The organism is Paraprevotella xylaniphila YIT 11841 (assembly GCF_900683745.1).
Taxonomy (GTDB): domain Bacteria; phylum Bacteroidota; class Bacteroidia; order Bacteroidales; family Bacteroidaceae; genus Paraprevotella; species Paraprevotella xylaniphila.
Window position 1 is genome coordinate 3,564,165 of the sequence record NZ_LR215980.1, and the last position, 19,834, is coordinate 3,583,998.

The following is a 19,834-nucleotide window of genomic DNA, read 5'->3' on the forward strand; positions in this document are numbered from 1 at the left end:
AGGTAATAACTTTGCAATGTATTAATCATAAAAATTAGAAAATATGAAATGCTTTGGAAGAAATGGATTAGAGGGAACTAAAAAACCGAATATAAAATCGGGATTTCCTGAATTGGATAAAATAACAAATGGGTGGAACAATGGCGACTTGATTGTTATTGCTGCTCGTCCTGCAATGGGAAAGACAGCCTTTGGAATGTCTTTATTAAGAGAAATAGCAGTAAAGAACAGAACACCTACTGCTTTCTTTTCTCTTGAAATGTCAAATAAACAAGTTATAAACAAATTTCGTATGGCATTAAGCAAAGTGAATGGAGAGAAAATAATGGTTTACGACAATGGCTATACGGATACTTTAAACGAAGAAGAAAAACGCAGACTTGAAGATGCTGAAAAGCAAATGGATATTGCTCCTATTTACCTTGATGACTCTCCCTTTTTGTCCATACACGAATTATCCCAACAAGCAATCCGATTGGTTAGTGATTTCCAAATAAAACTGATTATTGTTGATTATTTGCAATTAATAAGCGCAGGACTTCTATTCTCAGATAGAAATGAGGAAGTGGCTTATATTATACGTAGATTAAAAGCATTGGCTAAAGACTTGAATATCCCGATTATAGCATTCAGTCAACAGAATCGTGGCGCAGAAGATAGTGTTGGAATAGAGGGCAAACGTCCTAAACTAAGAGATTTACGTGGTAATACCATTGAGGAAGATGCAGATGTGATATGTTTTATTCATCGTCCAGAATATTATAAAATTTATAGTGATGAAAATGGTAATGACTTGCATGGTAAGACAGAAATAATTGTTGCCAAAAACAGGAATGGAAATACAGGAATTGCACGTTTAAAATTTAATGGAGAATATTCAAGTTTTGATAATTTAGATGAATAAGCCATAGCAACTCATATCCATAGAGCTATTATTCCAATTACGGAGTAGTGGCTCTTTTTCTGTACCTACGTCTAATTCTGTCGTAATTGCCAACCTACCTTTGTTGCAAAAAATCCCATGCAAAGGAAAATATTCAAATTCAAGATAATAAGCAAGGAGGGTAATTGTACCCTGTCGCTTGATTATACTAATCTGACTAACGAGATTATCCGTCCAATCACGAAAAATCTAATCAAGATAGAACCTAACGAGAAATGTAAATTGCTGTTTGTAGGGAAAGAAGATTGCAGGCTTACATTGGAAGATGTCTATAATCTGTCGAGCCTGTTCCAATCGGTTGTAGGTTCGGGTTTGGTATGGGATATTATAGGAGATTACCTATATACGGACGAGAGCCAAGACTTGGACGGTTACCTGCTTATTAACCCTGATATTATCAATCAATGAGCAACACACTACCACTATTCCAACAATACACTCCATACGATACGGAGATTGTAAAGACCGCCACCCGATATGGCTTATACCTTATCGGTGGAACGGCAATAGACTTGCTGTGTAGGTATTACTCCATTCCGTTTTGGAGAAACAGATCTGATAATGACCTTGATTTTTGGACAGCATACGATAACAGCCATAAGGACAAGTTTATCCGCAATATCAAGCACACTTTAGGGTTTGTGGTTAAGGAAGATTCAGACTATATGCTATCTTTGGAATCTTCCAATATCCATACAGACACGGATATACTTATTGATTATGAGTACAATAACAGCAGGTTCGGCTGTATTATCAATGATATAAAGGTCATGTCCCCAATATACCTATTTGCATCCAAGTTTGACCGTTATGTAAACTGCAGTAATGTACAGCGTAAGACTACCGATTTCAAAGATTTACAAACCCTCCTATTATTAATTGAGCGGACAAATGGTTTTGATGAACTTGAAAACCACTTATCCGCTCTGAATTATGACCAAAGAGCCGAAAATTTACTCAATGACATTATAGCAAGTATGATATGACAATACAGATAATTACCAAAATAGGAGCTTATTCTATATCGGATATTACATCCAAATCAACATCCGACACCGAAGCCGAAGACTTTTTGGGTAACAAGCTATCCACTTCGTTAGGGTCTATCGTTATCCCCAGTTCCTCAATCGTACCAAGTTCTTTCTTGGGAGACAAAGAAGAAAGCATCTTACTTAATTGAGGAATATTGGCTTTCTTGCATTTTATCTCTTCAAGCGTTTCACCATCTTCAGGATGATTTTCTTTCCAAAAACGAATGAGATAATCTCCAATATCCAAGCCTTTTGCCTTATCCTCTTCTGTTATTCCCTCTTGTTCTTCCAAATCATAAATGCTGACATCAAGTCCAGCAGCTAGCAGTATTTCAGCTTTTTCAGTCCAATCTTCGGTTGCGTTAAGGTCAGGAAAAAGTATAATTGGCTGGTTTGCATCTTTCAATACTTGATATACTTCGTCTGTTGTCCATTTACAACCATTCTTGCCACCTGTTGCAAGCCAAATATATTCGGGCATACATATATCGCATATAATGGCAGTCTTTTCAGATTCCACTATTGCAATAGGCTTGTCTACCTCACCTGCCAACAAATGTTCTCCGAAGAAACACAACTTGTTTTCAAAGTCATAATCTTTCATTAGGCTTTTTCCTGCGTAAAGTATTCTGAGTCCGTCATTGTCTGTCTGATAACTATTGGTTTTATAGTCATACTTAAATACGCTTTGCTCTTCCTTTACCCTTTTACCTGTATTCGGGTCATAAGCCATTTCCTTTACCTGTCTGATAAGACCATCTTTTGCTTTCATAATAAAAGCAGCTCCATACTTGTTGTCCTTTCTAAACAGCATTGATATTCGTACATCGTATTTCTGAAAGGCAGCCAAAACTTTTTGTTTACCAAATATTGTAACCAAAAAGCAGAAAAGAGCATTTTTTACATAATCAACAATTTTAGAATAACGTCTGTTTACTCTTTCTTCTTTAACAACTGATGTTGTTTCTTTGGATTCATTTTCTGTGTACATAAATTTGTTATTTTTATTAATAATTTCTTCAAAATACTTTCTTGGCGGATAATGATACCTACAAGAATTAATTCTCTCACAACGACCTACATAGTCTGCTAACGGTAGTCCTGTATCTACATCAATGTACAAAGTAAATTTTTCTGCCCCACAATGGGGGCAGGCATGATACTTCCGTCTGTTACCGCTTGGCTCAAGGATGTATTTATGTTCATTCATCAATAAATGTTTTTTTATAGATGCCTTTACCGTTTTTCTCAAAATATGCTTTATTCCTTGAAATAAATTTCTTTGCCACATCAAAGGTTAATCCCATTTCCATACCTAAATTTATTCCGTCTTGCAATCTAAAGATTTCGGGAAGTGCATTATAAAATTTCCTTTTCTGCTCATTCATTTCTTGGCGTATATCCCTGACAAAGACCAAATCAAATACTTTCTTTGCTTCTTGCATAAAGTAGTCAGCCAAGCAAATAGCGCCCTTAACAGCCCTTAAACCTACTTTATCCATATCCTCCTCTCCTGCTGCATAATACATCATTTGCAGAATAAGGGAAAAACGAAGTACGTAAATATCCATTTTACCGTATGCACCAACATAATATTCATTCTCATTTTCTTGAAGAACTGCCTTATGGGTTGTATTTCTCCATGATATGAGATATTCTTTTGCTTCAGCAGAGAAATCGAGTACAGTAGAAACTATACCTTCTCCAACTGTTTCAACAGGAATATCAAACATCTTTTTAATAAACTGAAAATAGAAGTCTTTCAATTCAGAATTTACACTCATTTCAGTCCACTCCAAAGCCTTTAATTCTTGTGGCATTACAAAAAGTATTCTATCTAAAAAACCTTGATGCAAAAAATCTTTTGTCATTAGTTCCGATAAGATGCCTGTCTGTATTCCACCAATAATTGATAAAAACGGTTTTTGTATTCTAAGATTTTCCGTTGTTTTTCTATCTACGGATATATCTTCTTCGCTCCAAATGCTTAGGTAGGCAGCAATATCTGAACCGCCTGTATATTTGCCCATATTACGAACCCACCCCATAATTTCATCCATATATAAAAGTGTTCCTCTTGGGTTATTTTTAAGCTGTGAGCATAAGGCTTCAATAGTAAAGTCTCTAATGATAATCTTTCCCAGCACTGGAACAGGAATATCAATGGACTTATCCTCCTTCTTTGCTTGCAGATATTCAGCCAATTTTTCCTTATACTTTTCGTATAATTCAGAATCTAACTTTATTATCGGCTCAAGAGCAAACTTTAACGGATGCGTCTTTCCTGTATTGGGTTTACCTACTATAACAATATAAAGCAATGCTGATACAATAAAATCATTATTAAAACGTATAGTTACACTGCGTCCTATCGCAATAGAAACAACTATCAGTATGGCTGCTGTAAGAAAGTGTATGTTATAACCATAACATATAATAGTTTCATTCACGAACTCCATAATTTTAAGAGGAAAGATTTCTAAAGGAAATTGTTTCTTTTCCATGTTTTAAACATTTAAAGTTAGTATTATATTTTCGACATCACTCAAAAGGAACAAGGACTTTCTGCCCACTTTTCTACAGGGTAGTGTTCCATTATTAACCATCCTGTGTAAACTACTAAGGCTGCACCGAAGATAGTCGGCTGTTTCCTGCCTTGTTAGATACTTATTATTAGGAGAATTTTTTTTATTCTCCATTTTGCTTAACTTTGCCTTTACTGTTTCGGCAATTTCCATTAATGAATCAACCTTAGCTGCTAAGGTATCATCTGTTATTAAGAAATTTTTCTTCATTTCTCTTTGTGTTTTTAATTTTGCACAAAGGTCAGGATTTCACTTCTAATCCTTATTGATGTGTCCTTAGGACAGTTTGGTTAAAAAAGGTCAATTTAGAAACAGTGCTTATTTTTTTATTATTGATTTTCAAATACTTAATCACATAGACTTCATTGGATAAAAAAAGTAATCCCCCTATAAGTATTGGTAACTTATAGGGGGATTACATCAAGACAAATATAATTATTCTTTTACTTCTTCCTTAAAAAGAGGGGTTGTACTAAACGCATTATCAATAAACCATTGTCTCATTTTATTAAGTTGCTCCTTATTATAACTTCCGTCTTCAAGATAAGGTTGTAATTTCTTAATTAAATTCTCAATTTGAGCTTTAACTTTATTTCTGCTATTTTCCTTATCATTTTTAATTTTATAAATCTCCTTACGAATCTTTTTAGGGTCATAATTAAAAAATACATTTCCAACACCAGAAATATCAGTAGGACTTAAATATTTAAAATCAAAATGGCTTAAAAAGGATATCATTAGTAACACTGATTCATTTAATGTAAAAGTTTTAATACCATTTTTTTTATTCTTTCTTTCTTGAGCATATTTTAGAGCGTAATTTAATACTTTTTCTGCTTCTTCTATATCTTCGTCCTTGTCCTTGTCCAGCCCTAATGCATCTATTATTTCCGATAATGGTATATCAATTTTTTCAAGAGTGTGTTTTTTACCTTTTAAATTAACAAAATAATCTGCTACTTCCATGTTTCTATTTAAAAAATTCGTAATTACTCAATATCTCTGCATTTTCTTCCTTACCGATACGGATATATTTCATAAAGGAAGTTTCTGTTCGGTGTCCTGTCAGTTTCATTATTGAAAGAGTGGGCATACCGCTTTTATAGGCATTGGTCGCAAACGAGCGTCTTGCGGTATGAGAGCTTACCAGTTCATATTTGTGGTAAGTTACCTCTGTACGCTTTCCGCCTATTGTTTCGGTTCGGGTTATAAGTTCCGTTATTCCTGCTGCCTTACAAATGGTTTTCAGATTTCTGTTTGTTGCTTGGTTGCATTGTACCTTAGGCATTGCCTGATTATATTTCTCGAATATTTCCCTTACCTTTGGATGGATAGGAATAACAACCCTTTCCTTTGTCTTTTGAGTATCAATCTCTATCGTACCTGTACTATCGTGGAAATGCTTCTGTTCCAAACGAGCCATATCGCCATATCGCAGCCCTGTATAACAGCTAACGAGGAATGCGTCTCGTACTTGTGCCAAATTTTCGGGTAATTTAAGATTATACAGGGCTGTTAGTTCGGTTTCATTCAGATATACCGTTTCCACTTCTTCACGGAATACCTTAAATTTACGGTAGCTGTCATTAAGGGTATAGCCATTCTCGTGGGCAAATCGGGCAAAGACTTTAATGCTCTTGACTATCTTTCCTATGCCGTTAGTCTTATATTTTCCCCTGTCGTGCTCCGCTTCAGTAGTCATATATTTTAGGAATGCTGCATAAAAGTAAGCATCTACATCTTCTAAAGATAGTTTCTTTATATTGGCATATTCGCAGAACTCCCTAACAATTTTCACTGCTGCTTTATGGTTATAGATAGAACCTTTGGCAAACTTCTCCCCCTTTTGATTTAGAATAGACTGATTCTCACACAACTCAATATAATAATTGGCTAACTCAAAGAAATCAGTAATCAAAGGTTTGCTTTCTTTTTCTTCTTCCTGCTCTTCGGGTTGCTCTCCTAACAATTCTTTCCTTAACTCTGTGCGAACCTGCTCCAATGTCGGAGTTACTCCATGAGCTTGACATAACTCCAATATCATAATTAAAGCATTCTGGGTTTTCTCTATCTCCTTATTAATATTACGCATAATCAACTGTAACTGCGGATTGCCCTTTAATTGCGGATTCTTCTTTGCATCCTCAATGGCTCTCCCTGCTTCACTGTCCCAACAGGAACGATTCAGTTTGTACTTTGACGGAAGATAATAAGAGAATCTTTCACCATTAATATTGGTACGCACTCTGATAGTAGAGACTTCCAATGCAGGGTTCTTTAGTGAGAACTTGACTTTGTTAGTGGAATAAAAGGTTTTGATTAGCCTGTTCATATATAGTTTATTATGATTTTCTGTGGTTATTAAATCAAAAATCGTTCCACGGAAAAAACAGGGTAATTTAAGGCAAAAAGTGATTTGAGGTGATTTGGATAACTTATACTATTATTATGACTAATCGTCAGATTATTAGACAATTTGTCAGTTGATTTGCTCCTGAATCTGACAAATTAGTCATAGAGATACCCAGCATTTCTTGGATTTTATATGTTTTGTCATTAACGTATATTAACCTTGTCGCCTATAATCTGATTATCAATGGCACTAATTGGCACTTCTTGGCACTTGTAAACTGTTACAAGCCCAATCGTAGCAAGGTCTTTCGCAGGCTGAGTGCCAAGTGCCACGAGTGCCGTATATTGTAATATCAGGGATATAGGATAGCAGGGATATATTGGATTATTGATTTGGTCTCCCTTTGGGGCTCTCTCACCACAAGAATAGCAAAAGCTTTTGCTTTCTTATATTCTCTGTACAATAAGTTGTAGGACTACTTGTCTTATAATCATCATTGTGGTACTATAATTAAGTGATGATTTATTATAATTAATAGGATATAACCATATTACAACAATTAATGTCAAAATTATGCGATTGTAATAATCATTATTATCTTTGTACATCGTTATTATAGCGAATAATGATAATTATCAGTTGCGCCCAATGCAGAGCCCAATATTAAGACTACTCATGCAGTCTAATGATACTTATCGCTACTATTAATTAATAATGATAACATTAACTAATATATCAACGAGTATCAGAAAGATGCTATTCAGAGCGATATTTGAAGGACTGGTAGTCCAACACGAGGCTTTCCTCATTTCGGGGAAAGCCTTTTTTGTGCGCGGTGGTTGGTTCCGGGGCGATGTGAAAATGGTATTCTTTTCCCTCACAGGGATTTTTCAAAAAAGCTCCTTCATCTTTCAGGTCTTATCGTAAGTCTCTTAAAAACAAGTTTGTTGTGCCCTGAAGGATGTACCGGCCATCTTTCAGCCGAAGGTGTCTGCATACCTTACGGAAGACGGGAAAGGCTCTTCCTTAAAAGGGCTTTTTTTCTGCGCCAAACGATTTTTCAATCTCAGCCAAGCGATTTTTCGTTCTGCGCCAAATGATTTTCCGCTTTCAGCCGACCGGTTTCCTGTTTTCATCCTGAAGGAAGGCTGAAAGATGGATGTTCTATCCTTCAGTTATTGTACGTATTGGAACACAGTGTGTTATCGTTCGGGCTGAAAGATGAAGCCATTTTTCTGAAAACTCTTGGGAGAGGGGGATACAGGGGGCACGTCAAGGTGTGGGGGATAGGATTTTATGGTGTGGCTATGTTCTTTTAACACTTGTTAGGTAGAAACGCCGTTTCATGTTTCGGGCTGACGGAATATGCCTGAAGGAAGCTGTTTGGGAAAAAGAAGCCTGACGCGTGGAGGCGGCAGGCTTTGAAATCAGAAGGCTTCGGTGATGGCTTTGAGGATTGTAATCAATGGGCACCAGGCTTTCTGCCCGATTTCAATCTTTATCCTTTTGGCCTTTATTCTCATGTGGCATACGGAGTAAATATTAGTTTAAGACGGGGCTTCCCCTGCCGGCCAATCTGTAAGAAGACGCTTAGTCGGCCTCGGCGTCTAATATGTGGAGTAGGGTGAATCCTTTTCTTTGTTATGGAATTCACACTTTCCGTGTTTTCCCGTTGGTGCCTTGTATGACATTAAATCCTTATGTACGGGTGGGGAAGAATACAGTCATCAATGGAGAAAGTTACCTTTCTGCTGCTGAAAAAGAAAATGAACTTTATTCGTTTTTCAATCTATCGCAAACCGTATTTTTCCATCTTTTTATAAGGGTGATATTTCAGCAATGCTAAAATTCTGGTATCCATCGCTGATCTTATACCATACAAAGAACAACATATTAACGAATAATTAAATGAGGATGAACTGTAAAACATAAACCGTGACTTCTTTACCGATTATAATGAATACTTTTAAGGTTGGTAATATCCCTGCATGCTCATTTCCTTTGCCGTAAAATATTGATACTTATCCTCTTCTAGAGGATAGTCCCAACATCCCAATTGATGATAGATTTCTCCACCAAAACCATGTTTGAACTTATAAAGCCCGTACATGGGATGTGAGGCATCGGCATACGGAGCGATACCGAACATATCATACTCCAAGCAGTTGTGCTCACGCGCCAACTGTATAGCTCTCCATTGCAAGGCATAAGTGGGCATTAGGTTGCGGTGAGATGACGAAGAGGCTCCATAGAGGTAAGTAGCCCGATGGGATGAGAACACCAAGAACATCGCAGCCAACGGAGTGTTGTCATGATAGGCTATGAGTAACTTTACATTCACTTTGGGGTCGTCACATTCCATCTTTGAAGCAAATATGGAATGGAAATACTGAATATCGTTCAGGTGAAGCCCGTTACGGAAAGCAGTTTCTTGATAGAGGCTATGCCAAATCTGTAATCCTTCGATTCCTGCCGAACGCACCTCTACTCCGTGTTTCAGTGCCAAGCGGATGTTATAACGTGTCTTGGGTTTCATCCGTGCAAGTATTTTCTCTTCATCGGTGGATAAATCAAGTACAATGGTATTGGCCGGCAGAATGTTGGTGTTGGCTTTACGCAGGTTATGGCAGCAAGTGCCATAGTTGAGTTTTATTTCTTGAAACTCTTTTTGGGGAAGTCCTACCCATCGGCCTGCTTCGTCAAAATCATCAGCTTTGCACCAATGGCTTTTCCAATTGAGGTCATAACGCAGGGCTATGCAATGCTTGGGCAGGAAAGAGCGAAGTGATTCGGAAAGTTCTTCCAGAAAAGTACCTTGATTTTCTTCTGATGGTTCTATCTCGGGGCCATAGGGCAGATAAGCGATATAATCCTCACGGTTGAGATGTTGAAAGAACATAATGAAATCGGCTTGAGTGTACGCATAACCTCCCACGTGGGTGTAAAGGTCACTGTTGCGCACGCTGTAATCGAAAGCGCAGGAACTCATGCCAAGCTGTTCTTTTACTTTCGACCAAAAGGAAGTTTGCTGAACAATGGGCGTACTATAAGCATCTGTAATCTCTTTGGGTTTCAGTCGGATATTCATTTGTGAAATAGTTTTTTGTGCTCTTTCAGATGACGAAACAAACAGAGCGAATTAACAAAAATGCAAAATTAGCCTTTAAAAGTTTGACAAGCAAGGAAAAAACGACAAATACGGGTTATTTGCCATCTTTTGCCATTTGTTGAAAAATATTAAGAATTTATCCATACTACGTATGGGGCTGTAAAAGTCCCGGATGCTAGCCAATAACGTTTGTTTAACCGTATGTTTTTAGTATCTTTGCAAATACATCGTGCAACAAAAGCCTTTAGAGGGCAGAATCATCGGGACAATTCTTAGTTGAAAACAGGTCCGTTTATCTCACATGATTCAGACTTATTAGTATCGCCCCTATTGTAGTTGTTTTCTGAAACAATAAAAAAGAAATGATTGTTATTCCGTATGGAATGACAATCGAATTTCAGTGTGTCTATTTGCTTATCAAATAGACATTCAACTTGTTTTGTGTTTAAGCCGAAGAAAAGATTAACGAATGAAAGAAAGGTTTGTTTATGAATGAAAAAAAGAAAATAGAAGTGATGAAACTCTACCTTATTTTCGGTCGTGAACGGAACAAAGCGTTCAAAATGCTGATGAAAGGAAAGAGTAAACAGGAAATCAAAAAAGAAACAGGATGCACTGTCGCTGTAAATGGAGCCAACTTTACCATCAACGAAGGTGAGATATTCGTCATTATGGGGTTAAGTGGAAGCGGAAAATCCAGTTTGTTACGTTGTATCAACCGGCTTAATAAACCCACCTTTGGGGCAATTGCGGTCGATGGCAAGAACATCGTCACCATGTCCGATGAGGAACTGCGTGCCGTCCGACGCAAGGAACTGGCTATGGTATTTCAGCATTTCGGCCTGTTGCCTCACCGTACCGTGTTGCAGAATATTGCTTTTGGACTTGAGCTGCAAGGCATAGGTAAGGAAGGGCGCGAACAAAAAGCACTGGAATGCATGAAACTTGTAGGGCTTGACGGCTATGAAAATCAGATGATAAACGAGCTTTCAGGCGGTATGCAACAACGTGTCGGATTGGCACGTGCTTTGGCGAATGACCCTGAGGTGTTGTTGATGGACGAGGCTTTCTCGGCCCTGGACCCGTTGATCCGGGTGCAGATGCAGGACGAGCTGCTGGCCTTACAATCAAAAATGAAAAAGACCATCGTGTTCATTACCCACGACTTGGAAGAAGCCATCAAGTTGGGTGACCGTATCGCTATCATGCGCGACGGTGAGATTCAACAGATTGGCACCTCGGAGGAAATCCTCACGGAACCCGCCAATGGCTATGTACAGAGTTTTGTGGAGAATGTGGATCGCAGCCGTATCGTCACAGCCGCTTCGATTATGGTGGACAAGCCTCTGGTGGCACGTTTGGGTAAGGAAGGACCGGAAGTGCTCATACGCAAAATGAAGGAGCGTAAACTTACCGTACTTCCCGTAGTGGATGCGGGCGGTATTTTGCAAGGCGAGGTTCGGTTGGGAGATCTTGTGAAATTGCGTGAAGCGAAGGTGAAAGACATCGCTTCGGTCATAAAAAGCGAGGTTCATTCCATTACCGCAGACACGGTGGTGGAAGACATCCTTCCGCTGATGACCAAGACCAATTCGCCGATCTGGGTGGTGAATGAAGAACGCGAATTTGAAGGAGTGGTTCCACTTTCATCGCTCATTGTGGAAGTGACCGGCAAGGATAAGGAAGAGATAAACGACATTATCCAACAAGCAATTGATTTATAATACAAAAAACGATATATACAATGATAGATATAGGATGTTATATAGAAGCAGCCATCGAATGGCTGGCCGAGGAAGGCGCGTTTTTTTTTGATGCGTTGAATGTAGGCGTAGAAAGTTTTATTGATAGTTTCCAACTGGCATTGTACGCTATCCCGTTTTATGTTTTTATTCCACTGACCGTTTCACTGGCTTGGTGGAAAGTAGGTAAAGGCATGGGGGTTTTTACTCTTCTGGGACTGTTGTTGATATGGGGTATGGGATTTTGGGAGGAAACCATGCAAACGCTCGCCTTAGTGCTTTCCTCCACTTGCATGGCTTTGCTGATAGGAATCCCACTCGGCATTTGGGCGGGAAAAAGTGAACGCTGTAACCGGATGCTCCGTCCCGTTCTGGACTGTATGCAGACCATGCCCGCTTTCGTCTATCTGATTCCTGCGGTATTGTTTTTCGGATTGGGTACGGTTCCCGGTGCTTTCGCCACCATCATCTTTGCCATGCCTCCGGTGGTGCGGCTTACGGGATTGGGCATACGGCAAGTACCTAAAAACGTAATAGAAGCTGCCCGATCGTTCGGAGCCACTCCCCGCCAATTACTTTTCAAGGTACAGTTGCCCTTGGCTTTACCCACCATACTAACCGGCATCAACCAGACCATCATGATGGCACTTTCCATGGTAGTGGTGTCTGCCATGATTTCAGCCGGAGGCTTGGGAGAAGTGGTACTGAAAGGCATCACACAAATGAAAATCGGACTCGGCTTTGAAGGCGGCATTGCCGTTGTGATACTGGCTATTATTTTAGACCGTATTACCCAAGGTATCGCCCAAAAGAAATAATCATCATATTTAGCACAATGAATTTATGAGAATATTCAGATTTATCACAACCATTATCAGCAGTACCTTGATGACATCGTGTGTCATCAATCCCAATAAAATAAGCATCGCTTATCCTAACTGGGCGGAAGGTATCGCAGTGACCCATTTAGCCCGTGAAATTCTTGTGGAACAAGGTTTTCAAGTAGAACTGCTCAATGCGGATATTGCCCCGATATTCACCTCGCTTGCACGTGGAAAGACGGATGTGTTTCTTGACAGTTGGCTTCCCGTTACGCATAAACCCTATTTTGAAAAATATCAGGGAAAATTTGAAATATTGGGGCAGGTGTTCGACAGTGCCCGTATCGGTCTTGTGGTACCGGCTTATGTCCCCATTAACAGCATAGAGGAGCTGCCGGAGTTCACAGAACGTTTCAATGGGGAAATTGTAGGCATTGATGCAGGCACGGGTATCATGAAATGTACGGAAACGGCCATACCAACTTACGGACTGGATTACAAACTGATGATTTCAAGCGGTCCGGCCATGACTGCGCTTCTTGACAAGGCGATTAAAAAGAAAGAATGGATTGTAGTAACCGGATGGACCCCCCATTGGATGTTCGACCGTTACGAACTTAAAGTATTGGACGACCCGAAAAATATCTATGGAGCCTCGGAATATATCCGGGCGATTGCCCGTACCGGATTCAGCAAGGAACATCCATTCGCTGCAGAACTGTTGGGGAATATTCATCTTACGGACCGGCAAATCAGTTCACTGATGAGTGCCATTGAGCAGACAAGGGGAACGGAACGCGAGGCTGTAAGGGAATGGATAAAACAAAACAGAGCTTTGGTGGACAGTTGGATACCCAAAGACAAGGAAACGAAAATATATAAACGATGGATATGATTTTAGAAATAACACTTAGATTATTTGTAGCTCTTCTTTTAGGCGGAGTCATAGGAATAGAGCGTGAATATCGTTCAAAAGAAGCCGGATTCCGTACGCATTTCTTGGTGGCATTGGGTAGTGCTCTTTTTTGTATTGTATCACAATATGGCTTTGGCTTTGATTTAAAAGACTCATCGAGAGTAGCGGCACAAGTGGTTTCCGGTATTGGTTTCCTTGGAGCGGGAACAATTATTTTTCAAAAGAATGCAGTGCGCGGTCTGACTACAGCCGCCGGATTATGGGTAACGGCAGCTATCGGGTTGGCCTGTGGAACTGGCATGTATATAGCAGCCGGCATAGCTACAGCCATGGTGCTTTTCGGGCTGGAAGTTATGAATTCCTTTATTCCGACTGTCGGAACTACTACGGTGCAACTTACCTTTACAGCTACTAAGAAAGAGAGCGTGAAACGTGTGGTCAACCAGATAAAGGATGACTGCATTGAACTCTATTCTTATGAACTGCGTGACCGTCGTACCTCACAAGGTGAAATCTTCGAGGCCAACATTGAGATGAAGGTTAAACGCGGTAATCACAATGAACGACTTATCGATTATATGGATGAATTTGATGATGTTACTATTTCAAGTATAGAATAAAAGCTGATTATCACTTCCAATTGGATCATGCTTGTATTTATATAACAAACAAGTGCCGGATATATCTATACAATATGTAAAACAGGAATAATAAACGATTTAACTATTTGTTTTTTCAATAAGAAATGAGAATTTGAATGTCTTGCGCAATGCGTGGTCAGCGGTATGGACAGGCCGAGCTGTTGCCCGATTTTCTTCAAATCCGCTACGTCCGACTTTTTCAGGTAGGCCATGTCCACGAACGGCATCCCACGGGTGAAGAAACTGAACATGAAGATGTCGCGGGCGAAAGCTGCCTGTGGCAAGCCGGACAAATCCATGCGGTAGATTCGTGATATGTCCTCTTGCCGGAGTGCCCGTTTCACGGTCTTGTCCACTCCGGTGTAGACGTGCCGGAACGGATGCCGGTCGGCAGTCAGCCCTTGTTCCACAGCCAGATTGTAACAGGTGCGGAACTGCCGGATGTAGAATGATGACGTGTTGCGGCAGAGACCTTGTTCCTTCAGATGGCTTTCATAACGTTGCACGAGGTCGGAGGTAACCTCGTCGTAATCCAAATCGGCATGATTCCGGAAACGCTTGAAGCTGTTCAGGGCGGTGAGGCAAGTCTCTGCGCCGTGCGTCCGTCCTGCGCTCCGCAACATTAGGCTGTGGCGGAGCATGAATTCAAAAACTTGCATAAAAAAAGCCGCGTCCGAAGTAAAATTCCGGATGCGGCAAATTGTTTTTAAATGGTTTGTCCTTTTATTCAGCCTGGGCGGCTTTGATTTCCTTGTCGATGGCGGCAATCTTTTCGCCAATCAGGTTCAATTCGTCTTTCAACTTCTCCATCTTCTTGTTCATTTCGTTGAGGAGGCTGCTGCCCTTCTTCGAACTGCAAGTCAGGAAACCCAGGTTGTTCTCGTACGTCTTGATTTCGCTGCGTTTGTTCTCGTAAGCCCGTACCAGGCGTTCCCGTTCGCGGGACAAGCCTTGTCCGCCTTCTTTGGCATCGTTCTTCAAGTTGTTCTTGAAGTTGTCCAGACGGCGGCGTGCGGCCGACATGTTCAGGGCCTTGAACAGTTGGTCTACCGTTTCGTGGTAAGCCTTATAGATTTTGTCTTTCTCCTTGAAAGGCACGAAACCGATTTCGTTCCATTCCTTCATCAGCTCTCTTACGGCATCCTGTTTGTTTTCTTCCTCGTTGGACTCCAACAAGGCTTTCAGCTTATCGATGACCTGTTCCTTCTTTTGCAAGTTCTCTTTTTCCTCCCCGCGTTGGGATGCCGTGTTCTTGCCCTTCTGTTCGAAGAAATAGTCGCAGGCACCGATGAAACGTTGCCAAAGAGATTCGGAATGCTTTTTAGGAACGGCACCGATGGCCTTCCATTCCTTCTGTATCTGCATGAGCTTGTCGGCCGTGGCTTTCCAGTCCGTGCTGTCTTTCAGTGCCTCAGCCTTTTCGCAGAGTTCCGTTTTCTTGGCCAAGTTTTGAGCCTGTTCCTCTTTCAGGCGTTTGAAGAATGAAGCCTTTTCCGTGAAGAACCGGTCGCATGCGCCACGGAAACGCTCGAAAATCTTCACGTTCATCTTTTGAGGGGCGAAACCAATGGTACGCCATTCCTTTTGCATCTCGATGATTTGCTGCGTCTGTGACTCCCATGCAGCCGCCGTCTTGATGGCGGTCAGGTCGATGGCTTCTATTTTCTCGCAGAGTGCGGTCTTGTGTGCCAGGTTTTCTTCTTCTTTCTGCTTCAGCTCCTCGAAATATTGTTGGTGGCGTTTGTTCACGGCGGTGGAAGCGGCTTTGAAGCGTGCCCAGATTTCTTCGCGCAATTCTTTCGCCACGGGTCCCGTTTCCTTGAATTCCTGATGCAAGGCTTGCAACTGTTGGAAAGCTGATATGACATCGGCTTCTTCGTTCAGCTTTTCCGCAGCTTCGCAAAGGTGGGTTTTGATTTCCAGGTTCTTCTTGAAATCGTACTCACGGAATTCGTTGTTGAGTTTCAGTTGGTCGTAATATTGCTCTACGTACAACTGGTAGGTTTTCCACAGCTCGTTGGCTTTTTCTGCCGGGACGAGTGTCAGTTCCTTCCATTGGTTCTGGAGTTCCTTAAACTCCTTGTAGGCTTGGTTGGCTTCCTCCGGTGTGGCGCTCAGGGTCTTGATGCGTTCCAAGATTTCCTGCTTTTTCTGCAGGTTCTCTTCTTTCTGCCGGTCCAGTTCGGCCTGCAATTCAGCTCTTTTTTGCTTGATGACGTTCATGGCCGCCTTGAATTCGTCCTCGAGCACATTCGGTACCGGAAGGAAAGCTTCGGGCTCGCCTCCGTTTTCGATGAATTGCGTACGGGCTGCTGCCACGTTTGCCTTATGTATTTTGTAGAAGGCCTGCTTCAGGGCATCCAATTCCTGTTTCTCGGCCGGAGCGTCGGCTTCGGCCAGTTCCTTCACTCGTGCTACGACTTCTTCCTGTGTTTGCGGCACTTCTATCGTTTGATTTTCCGTTTCGTTCACTTCAGGTGTTACGTTTTTTGTTACGTTCTCTTCCGTCTGGAGAGTTTCTTGAGAGTCCATCATGTTACTTGTTTTAGTATCTGATTCGGTTTTACTATTCATTTAATCGGCACAAATTAAGTATAAAAAACGGTGGAAACCTAAAAAATCTCCTGTTTTTTTACTTTGCCCGGCTTTAAATCCATGTTTTTCGCTTGAAATACCATACGAATGCCACTGTAATGCCCACGGTAAGCATCAAAGCTACGGGGAATCCCCATGCCCAATTCTCCATGCCGTTGACCAGGTTCATGCCGAGTAAACTGGCGATGAGCGTGGGGAACATGAGGATGATGGAAATGGACGTCAGCATTTTCATCACGCCGCTCGTGTTATTGTTGATGATGTTGGCGTAAGTGTCCATCGTCGAGTCGAGGATGTTGGCATAGATGGATGTCGTCTCGCGTGCCTGGCTCATCTCGATATTGACATCCTCGATAAGGTCGGCATCCAGTTCGTCCACCGGAAGTTTGAACTTCAGCTTGGAGAGCAACGTCTCATTGCCTCGGATGGAAGTGATGAAATAAGTCAGGCTGTCTTGCAGGCGCGACAAGTTGATGAGGTCCACGTTGTCCACGTTACGATCCAAGTGTTGCTTGGCTTTCTCGATGAGCAGGTTGATTTGCTTCAGCCGTTTCAGGTACCACACGGCAGACGAAAGGAACAGGCGGAACACCATGTCTACGGAGTCGGTGAATCCCAATCCGCGTTTTTGCTGGTAGCTCACGAAGTCAATCATCATGTTCGTCTCGAAATTGCACACGGTGATGCACACCTCTTTGTTCAGGATGATACCGAGGGGTATGGTCGTATAAGGCGTGCGCGAGCGTACTTCTTTCACGTAAGGGATACGCAGGATGATGAGTATCCAACCGTCGTCGAACTCATAGCGGGCACGCTCGTCGGTATCGGCGATGTCCATTAAAAAGTAATCGGGGATGTGGAGCGTATTCTCCAGATAATCTATATCGTCCTGAGTCGGACAAGTAACTTGCACCCAACAGTTGGGTTCCCACTTTTCGAGCGTGCGCAGGCCGCGGTTTGTATTCCAGTATGTTCGCATGAATAAAAATCCTCCATAATTATAACGGAACGGAGGCAGCTCCTTGCAAACCTCTGTCCTACTTAGTTCATATTTTCCGCGTGATAATCGTCCATTTTAAATAAATACTCTGATAAATTGCGGTGCAAAGATACGATAAACCGCTTGAAGTTACAAATAAAAAAACGGCTTTGAGGCCGTTTTTTTATATCTTTTCTCCGGAGTATGCCGTTTCGGAAGTTTCCCGCGTTATGGCATTGGTCAGATTGATGAAATCGGCCACGGATAATTGTTCCGGGCGGCGGCCGAATATCTCGGCGGAGAGGAATTCGGCGTGGTCTTTAGGCAGCCGCCCTTCCTGCCGTGCCTTGTGGTCGGCATCGGCCAGCACGGGGCGGATGGAGTTGCGAAGCACTTTGCGCCGTTGGTTGAATGTGGTTTTCACTACCTGTTTGAAGAGCCGCTCGTTGCAACCTAAGTCCGTCGTGGAGTTGCGTGTCATACGGATGACCGCGCTCTTCACCTTGGGGGGAGGATTGAATACGTGTTCATGCACCGTGAATAAGTATTCCACGCTGTACCATGCCTGGATGAGTACGCTCAGGATACCGTAGGTCTTGCTGCCCGGACCGGCGGCAATGCGTTCCGCCACCTCTTTCTGTATCATGCCCGTACAGCAAGGGATGAGGTCTTTGTAGTCGAGCATCTTGAAGAATATCTGGCTGGAAATGTTATAAGGGTAGTTGCCCGTAAGCACGAACGGTTGCCCGCCGAACGTCCGTTCCAGGTGCATTTTCAGGAAATCGTCTTCTATGATGTTTTCTTCCAACTGGGGGTAATTGGCACGTAGGTAGGCCACGGATTCGAAATCAATCTCGACCACTTTGACGGGGCGGCCCTTGCCGACGAGGAACTGGGTCATGACACCCATGCCCGGCCCTACCTCGAGCACCGGGATTCCGGGGCAGGCATCTACTGTATCGGCGATGTCCTGTGCGATTTTCAGGTCTTTTAAAAAATGCTGTCCGAGAAACTTTTTGGGCTTGACTGTCTTCATTGTTGTTTTTTTGTTTTATTTTTGTGGATACAAAGGTAATCAAAAATAGACATAGACGGCATTGGAAACTTCTAAGATCATTCGTCATGCGTTAAAAATAGCCTTCCCCTTGGCGTTGGGAGGCTTGATTTTGTGGTGGATGTACCGTGATTTCGACTGGAACGGGCTGTGGGAGGCTTTGAACGACGGGATGGATTGGACGTGGATGTGGCTTTCCATGCCTTTCGGTGTGTTGGCGCAGGTGTTGCGTGCCGTGCGTTGGAGGCAGGCATTGGCTCCGTTGGGAGAACGTCCGCGTTTGTCTTCGTGCGTGCATGCCGTGTTTCTTTCATACGCTTCCAGTCTTGTGGTGCCCCGGGTGGGGGAGGTCTTGCGTTGCGGTGTATTGAAGAAGTACGACGGCACTTCTTTTACGAAATCCTTGGGGACGGTGGTGACGGAGCGCATGGTGGATTCCCTGTTGATCTTGTTATTGGCTGCTTTGGCAGTCTTGCTGCAGGTCAAGGTGTTCATGGTGTTCTTTGCCGAGACGGGAGTAAGTTTTGAAGAACTGGCCGGACGCTTTTCTGCAGCCGGTTATTGGGTCACGGCAGCTTGTTTGTTGGTCGTGTTGGTGTTTCTTGCCGTTTTGGCCAGGCGGTTGGCGTGGTTCAACCATACCCGCAATTTGCTTCGCAATATTGTGGACGGAGTGTTTTCTTTGCGCAATGTCCGCCATATACCTATATATATAATGTATTCCTTGGGGATATGGCTTGCCTATTTCCTGCATTTCTATTTGACTTTTTATTGTTTTTCCTATACTTCGGGGTTGGGGGCTATGGCCGCCTTGATAGCTTTCGTGGTCGGCACGTTTGCCGTCTTGGTACCCACGCCGAATGGTGCCGGGCCGTGGCATTTTGCGGTGAAAACCATTTTGGTGCTCTACGGCGTATGTGAGCCGGATGCTGTCGTGTTCGTGCTCATCGTGCATACGTTGCAGACCTTGCTTGTCATGTTGTTGGGCTTCTATGCTGCCGGGGCATTGGCTTTTACCCGTCGGATAGGCCAGGAGGAAGCAGGGGGTGGAAGAAATTAAATCAG

18 protein-coding genes are annotated in these 19,834 nt (G+C 42.2%); 8 read left to right on the forward strand and 10 right to left on the reverse strand.

The features are described 5' to 3' along the window. Window positions 1-43 precede the first annotated feature (43 nt). The 3 genes from E0E47_RS15125 (at window position 44) to E0E47_RS15135 (ending at window position 1,929) form a co-directional block, all read left to right on the forward strand. On the forward strand, window positions 44-904 hold the full coding sequence (locus tag E0E47_RS15125) for a DnaB-like helicase C-terminal domain-containing protein (RefSeq protein WP_130894055.1): 861 nt from the start codon (window positions 44-46) through the stop codon (window positions 902-904). A 117-nt stretch (window positions 905-1,021) separates the two neighbouring features. Next, the gene (locus E0E47_RS15130; RefSeq protein WP_130894056.1) at window positions 1,022-1,351 is read left to right on the forward strand and encodes a hypothetical protein; all 330 of its coding nucleotides are present in this window, start codon (window positions 1,022-1,024) and stop codon (window positions 1,349-1,351) included. Continuing rightward, window positions 1,348-1,929 (forward strand): hypothetical protein, encoded by a 582-nt coding sequence (locus tag E0E47_RS15135; protein WP_130894057.1) that lies wholly within the window; start codon window positions 1,348-1,350, stop codon window positions 1,927-1,929. The genes E0E47_RS15130 and E0E47_RS15135 overlap by 4 nt, the downstream gene beginning before the upstream one ends. Before the next feature lie 28 nt (window positions 1,930-1,957). On the opposite strand, the gene E0E47_RS15140 is transcribed toward E0E47_RS15135, so the two are convergent. The 6 genes from E0E47_RS15140 to E0E47_RS15165 form a co-directional block, all read right to left on the reverse strand. Continuing rightward, window positions 1,958-3,184 carry a DUF6371 domain-containing protein gene (locus E0E47_RS15140; protein ID WP_130894058.1) on the reverse strand — a complete coding sequence of 409 codons (1,227 nt, stop codon included), beginning with the start codon at window positions 3,182-3,184 and terminating at the stop codon, window positions 1,958-1,960. Then, window positions 3,177-4,478 (reverse strand): DUF3987 domain-containing protein, encoded by a 1,302-nt coding sequence (locus tag E0E47_RS15145; RefSeq protein WP_130894059.1) that lies wholly within the window; start codon window positions 4,476-4,478, stop codon window positions 3,177-3,179. Before E0E47_RS15145 ends, E0E47_RS15140 begins: the two co-directional genes overlap by 8 nt. Before the next feature lie 3 nt (window positions 4,479-4,481). Beyond that, window positions 4,482-4,769, reverse strand: coding sequence for a helix-turn-helix transcriptional regulator (locus tag E0E47_RS15150; RefSeq protein ID WP_130894060.1), 288 nt, complete (start codon window positions 4,767-4,769; stop codon window positions 4,482-4,484). Between the two features lie 225 nt (window positions 4,770-4,994). After that, window positions 4,995-5,525: a hypothetical protein gene (locus E0E47_RS15155; RefSeq protein WP_130894061.1), complete on the reverse strand. Its 531-nt coding sequence runs from the start codon at window positions 5,523-5,525 to the stop codon at window positions 4,995-4,997. 4 nt (window positions 5,526-5,529) lie between these two features. Beyond that, window positions 5,530-6,891: a site-specific integrase gene (locus tag E0E47_RS15160; RefSeq protein ID WP_130894062.1), complete on the reverse strand. Its 1,362-nt coding sequence runs from the start codon at window positions 6,889-6,891 to the stop codon at window positions 5,530-5,532. Between the two features lie 1,987 nt (window positions 6,892-8,878). Further along, window positions 8,879-10,000: a lipid II:glycine glycyltransferase FemX gene (locus tag E0E47_RS15165; RefSeq protein WP_130894063.1), complete on the reverse strand. Its 1,122-nt coding sequence runs from the start codon at window positions 9,998-10,000 to the stop codon at window positions 8,879-8,881. A gap of 509 nt (window positions 10,001-10,509) precedes the next feature. Here E0E47_RS15165 and E0E47_RS15170 point away from each other — a divergent pair. From E0E47_RS15170 to E0E47_RS15185, 4 genes are read left to right on the forward strand one after another with little or no spacing between them, the layout of a single operon-like run. Beyond that, on the forward strand, window positions 10,510-11,745 hold the full coding sequence (locus E0E47_RS15170) for a quaternary amine ABC transporter ATP-binding protein (protein WP_008629800.1): 1,236 nt from the start codon (window positions 10,510-10,512) through the stop codon (window positions 11,743-11,745). 20 nt (window positions 11,746-11,765) lie between these two features. Further along, window positions 11,766-12,581, forward strand: a complete 816-nt coding sequence (locus tag E0E47_RS15175) for an ABC transporter permease (RefSeq protein ID WP_130894064.1) — start codon at window positions 11,766-11,768, stop codon at window positions 12,579-12,581. A gap of 25 nt (window positions 12,582-12,606) precedes the next feature. Then, window positions 12,607-13,479 carry a glycine betaine ABC transporter substrate-binding protein gene (locus tag E0E47_RS15180; RefSeq protein WP_130894065.1) on the forward strand — a complete coding sequence of 291 codons (873 nt, stop codon included), beginning with the start codon at window positions 12,607-12,609 and terminating at the stop codon, window positions 13,477-13,479. After that, window positions 13,470-14,120, forward strand: coding sequence for an MgtC/SapB family protein (locus E0E47_RS15185; protein ID WP_130894066.1), 651 nt, complete (start codon window positions 13,470-13,472; stop codon window positions 14,118-14,120). Before E0E47_RS15180 ends, E0E47_RS15185 begins: the two co-directional genes overlap by 10 nt. Before the next feature lie 65 nt (window positions 14,121-14,185). On the opposite strand, the gene E0E47_RS15190 is transcribed toward E0E47_RS15185, so the two are convergent. From E0E47_RS15190 to rsmA, 4 genes are all read right to left on the reverse strand, one after another. Further along, window positions 14,186-14,800 (reverse strand): site-specific integrase, encoded by a 615-nt coding sequence (locus E0E47_RS15190; RefSeq protein ID WP_232038466.1) that lies wholly within the window; start codon window positions 14,798-14,800, stop codon window positions 14,186-14,188. A gap of 64 nt (window positions 14,801-14,864) precedes the next feature. Further along, a complete protein-coding gene (locus E0E47_RS15195) occupies window positions 14,865-16,676 on the reverse strand; it encodes a DUF349 domain-containing protein (protein WP_232038467.1) in 1,812 nt (603 codons plus the stop codon). A 112-nt stretch (window positions 16,677-16,788) separates the two neighbouring features. Then, window positions 16,789-17,715, reverse strand: a complete 927-nt coding sequence (locus tag E0E47_RS15200) for a magnesium transporter CorA family protein (protein WP_008629813.1) — start codon at window positions 17,713-17,715, stop codon at window positions 16,789-16,791. Between the two features lie 184 nt (window positions 17,716-17,899). After that, window positions 17,900-18,751 (reverse strand): 16S rRNA (adenine(1518)-N(6)/adenine(1519)-N(6))-dimethyltransferase RsmA, encoded by an 852-nt coding sequence (rsmA, locus tag E0E47_RS15205; protein WP_008629815.1) that lies wholly within the window; start codon window positions 18,749-18,751, stop codon window positions 17,900-17,902. A 61-nt stretch (window positions 18,752-18,812) separates the two neighbouring features. Here rsmA and E0E47_RS15210 point away from each other — a divergent pair, with 61 nt between their 5' ends. Next, window positions 18,813-19,829, forward strand: coding sequence for a lysylphosphatidylglycerol synthase transmembrane domain-containing protein (locus E0E47_RS15210; protein WP_008629817.1), 1,017 nt, complete (start codon window positions 18,813-18,815; stop codon window positions 19,827-19,829). Window positions 19,830-19,834: the final 5 nt, after the last annotated feature.

What these genes read in the sequence shown, in the direction of transcription:
- E0E47_RS15165 (WP_130894063.1), bottom strand. Translation starts at nt 10,000, where the DNA reads ATGAATATCCGACTGAAACCCAAAGAGATTACAGATGCTTATAGTACG.
- rsmA (WP_008629815.1), bottom strand. Translation starts at nt 18,751, where the DNA reads ATGAAGACAGTCAAGCCCAAAAAGTTTCTCGGACAGCATTTTTTAAAA.
- E0E47_RS15155 (WP_130894061.1), bottom strand. Translation starts at nt 5,525, where the DNA reads ATGGAAGTAGCAGATTATTTTGTTAATTTAAAAGGTAAAAAACACACT.
- E0E47_RS15160 (WP_130894062.1), bottom strand. Translation starts at nt 6,891, where the DNA reads ATGAACAGGCTAATCAAAACCTTTTATTCCACTAACAAAGTCAAGTTC.
- E0E47_RS15190 (WP_232038466.1), bottom strand. Translation starts at nt 14,800, where the DNA reads ATGCAAGTTTTTGAATTCATGCTCCGCCACAGCCTAATGTTGCGGAGC.
- E0E47_RS15125 (WP_130894055.1), top strand. Translation starts at nt 44, where the DNA reads ATGAAATGCTTTGGAAGAAATGGATTAGAGGGAACTAAAAAACCGAAT.
- E0E47_RS15185 (WP_130894066.1), top strand. Translation starts at nt 13,470, where the DNA reads ATGGATATGATTTTAGAAATAACACTTAGATTATTTGTAGCTCTTCTT.
- E0E47_RS15180 (WP_130894065.1), top strand. Translation starts at nt 12,607, where the DNA reads ATGAGAATATTCAGATTTATCACAACCATTATCAGCAGTACCTTGATG.
- E0E47_RS15200 (WP_008629813.1), bottom strand. Translation starts at nt 17,715, where the DNA reads ATGCGAACATACTGGAATACAAACCGCGGCCTGCGCACGCTCGAAAAG.
- E0E47_RS15195 (WP_232038467.1), bottom strand. Translation starts at nt 16,676, where the DNA reads ATGATGGACTCTCAAGAAACTCTCCAGACGGAAGAGAACGTAACAAAA.
- E0E47_RS15170 (WP_008629800.1), top strand. Translation starts at nt 10,510, where the DNA reads ATGAATGAAAAAAAGAAAATAGAAGTGATGAAACTCTACCTTATTTTC.
- E0E47_RS15145 (WP_130894059.1), bottom strand. Translation starts at nt 4,478, where the DNA reads ATGGAAAAGAAACAATTTCCTTTAGAAATCTTTCCTCTTAAAATTATG.
- E0E47_RS15150 (WP_130894060.1), bottom strand. Translation starts at nt 4,769, where the DNA reads ATGAAGAAAAATTTCTTAATAACAGATGATACCTTAGCAGCTAAGGTT.
- E0E47_RS15135 (WP_130894057.1), top strand. Translation starts at nt 1,348, where the DNA reads ATGAGCAACACACTACCACTATTCCAACAATACACTCCATACGATACG.
- E0E47_RS15130 (WP_130894056.1), top strand. Translation starts at nt 1,022, where the DNA reads ATGCAAAGGAAAATATTCAAATTCAAGATAATAAGCAAGGAGGGTAAT.
- E0E47_RS15140 (WP_130894058.1), bottom strand. Translation starts at nt 3,184, where the DNA reads ATGAATGAACATAAATACATCCTTGAGCCAAGCGGTAACAGACGGAAG.
- E0E47_RS15175 (WP_130894064.1), top strand. Translation starts at nt 11,766, where the DNA reads ATGATAGATATAGGATGTTATATAGAAGCAGCCATCGAATGGCTGGCC.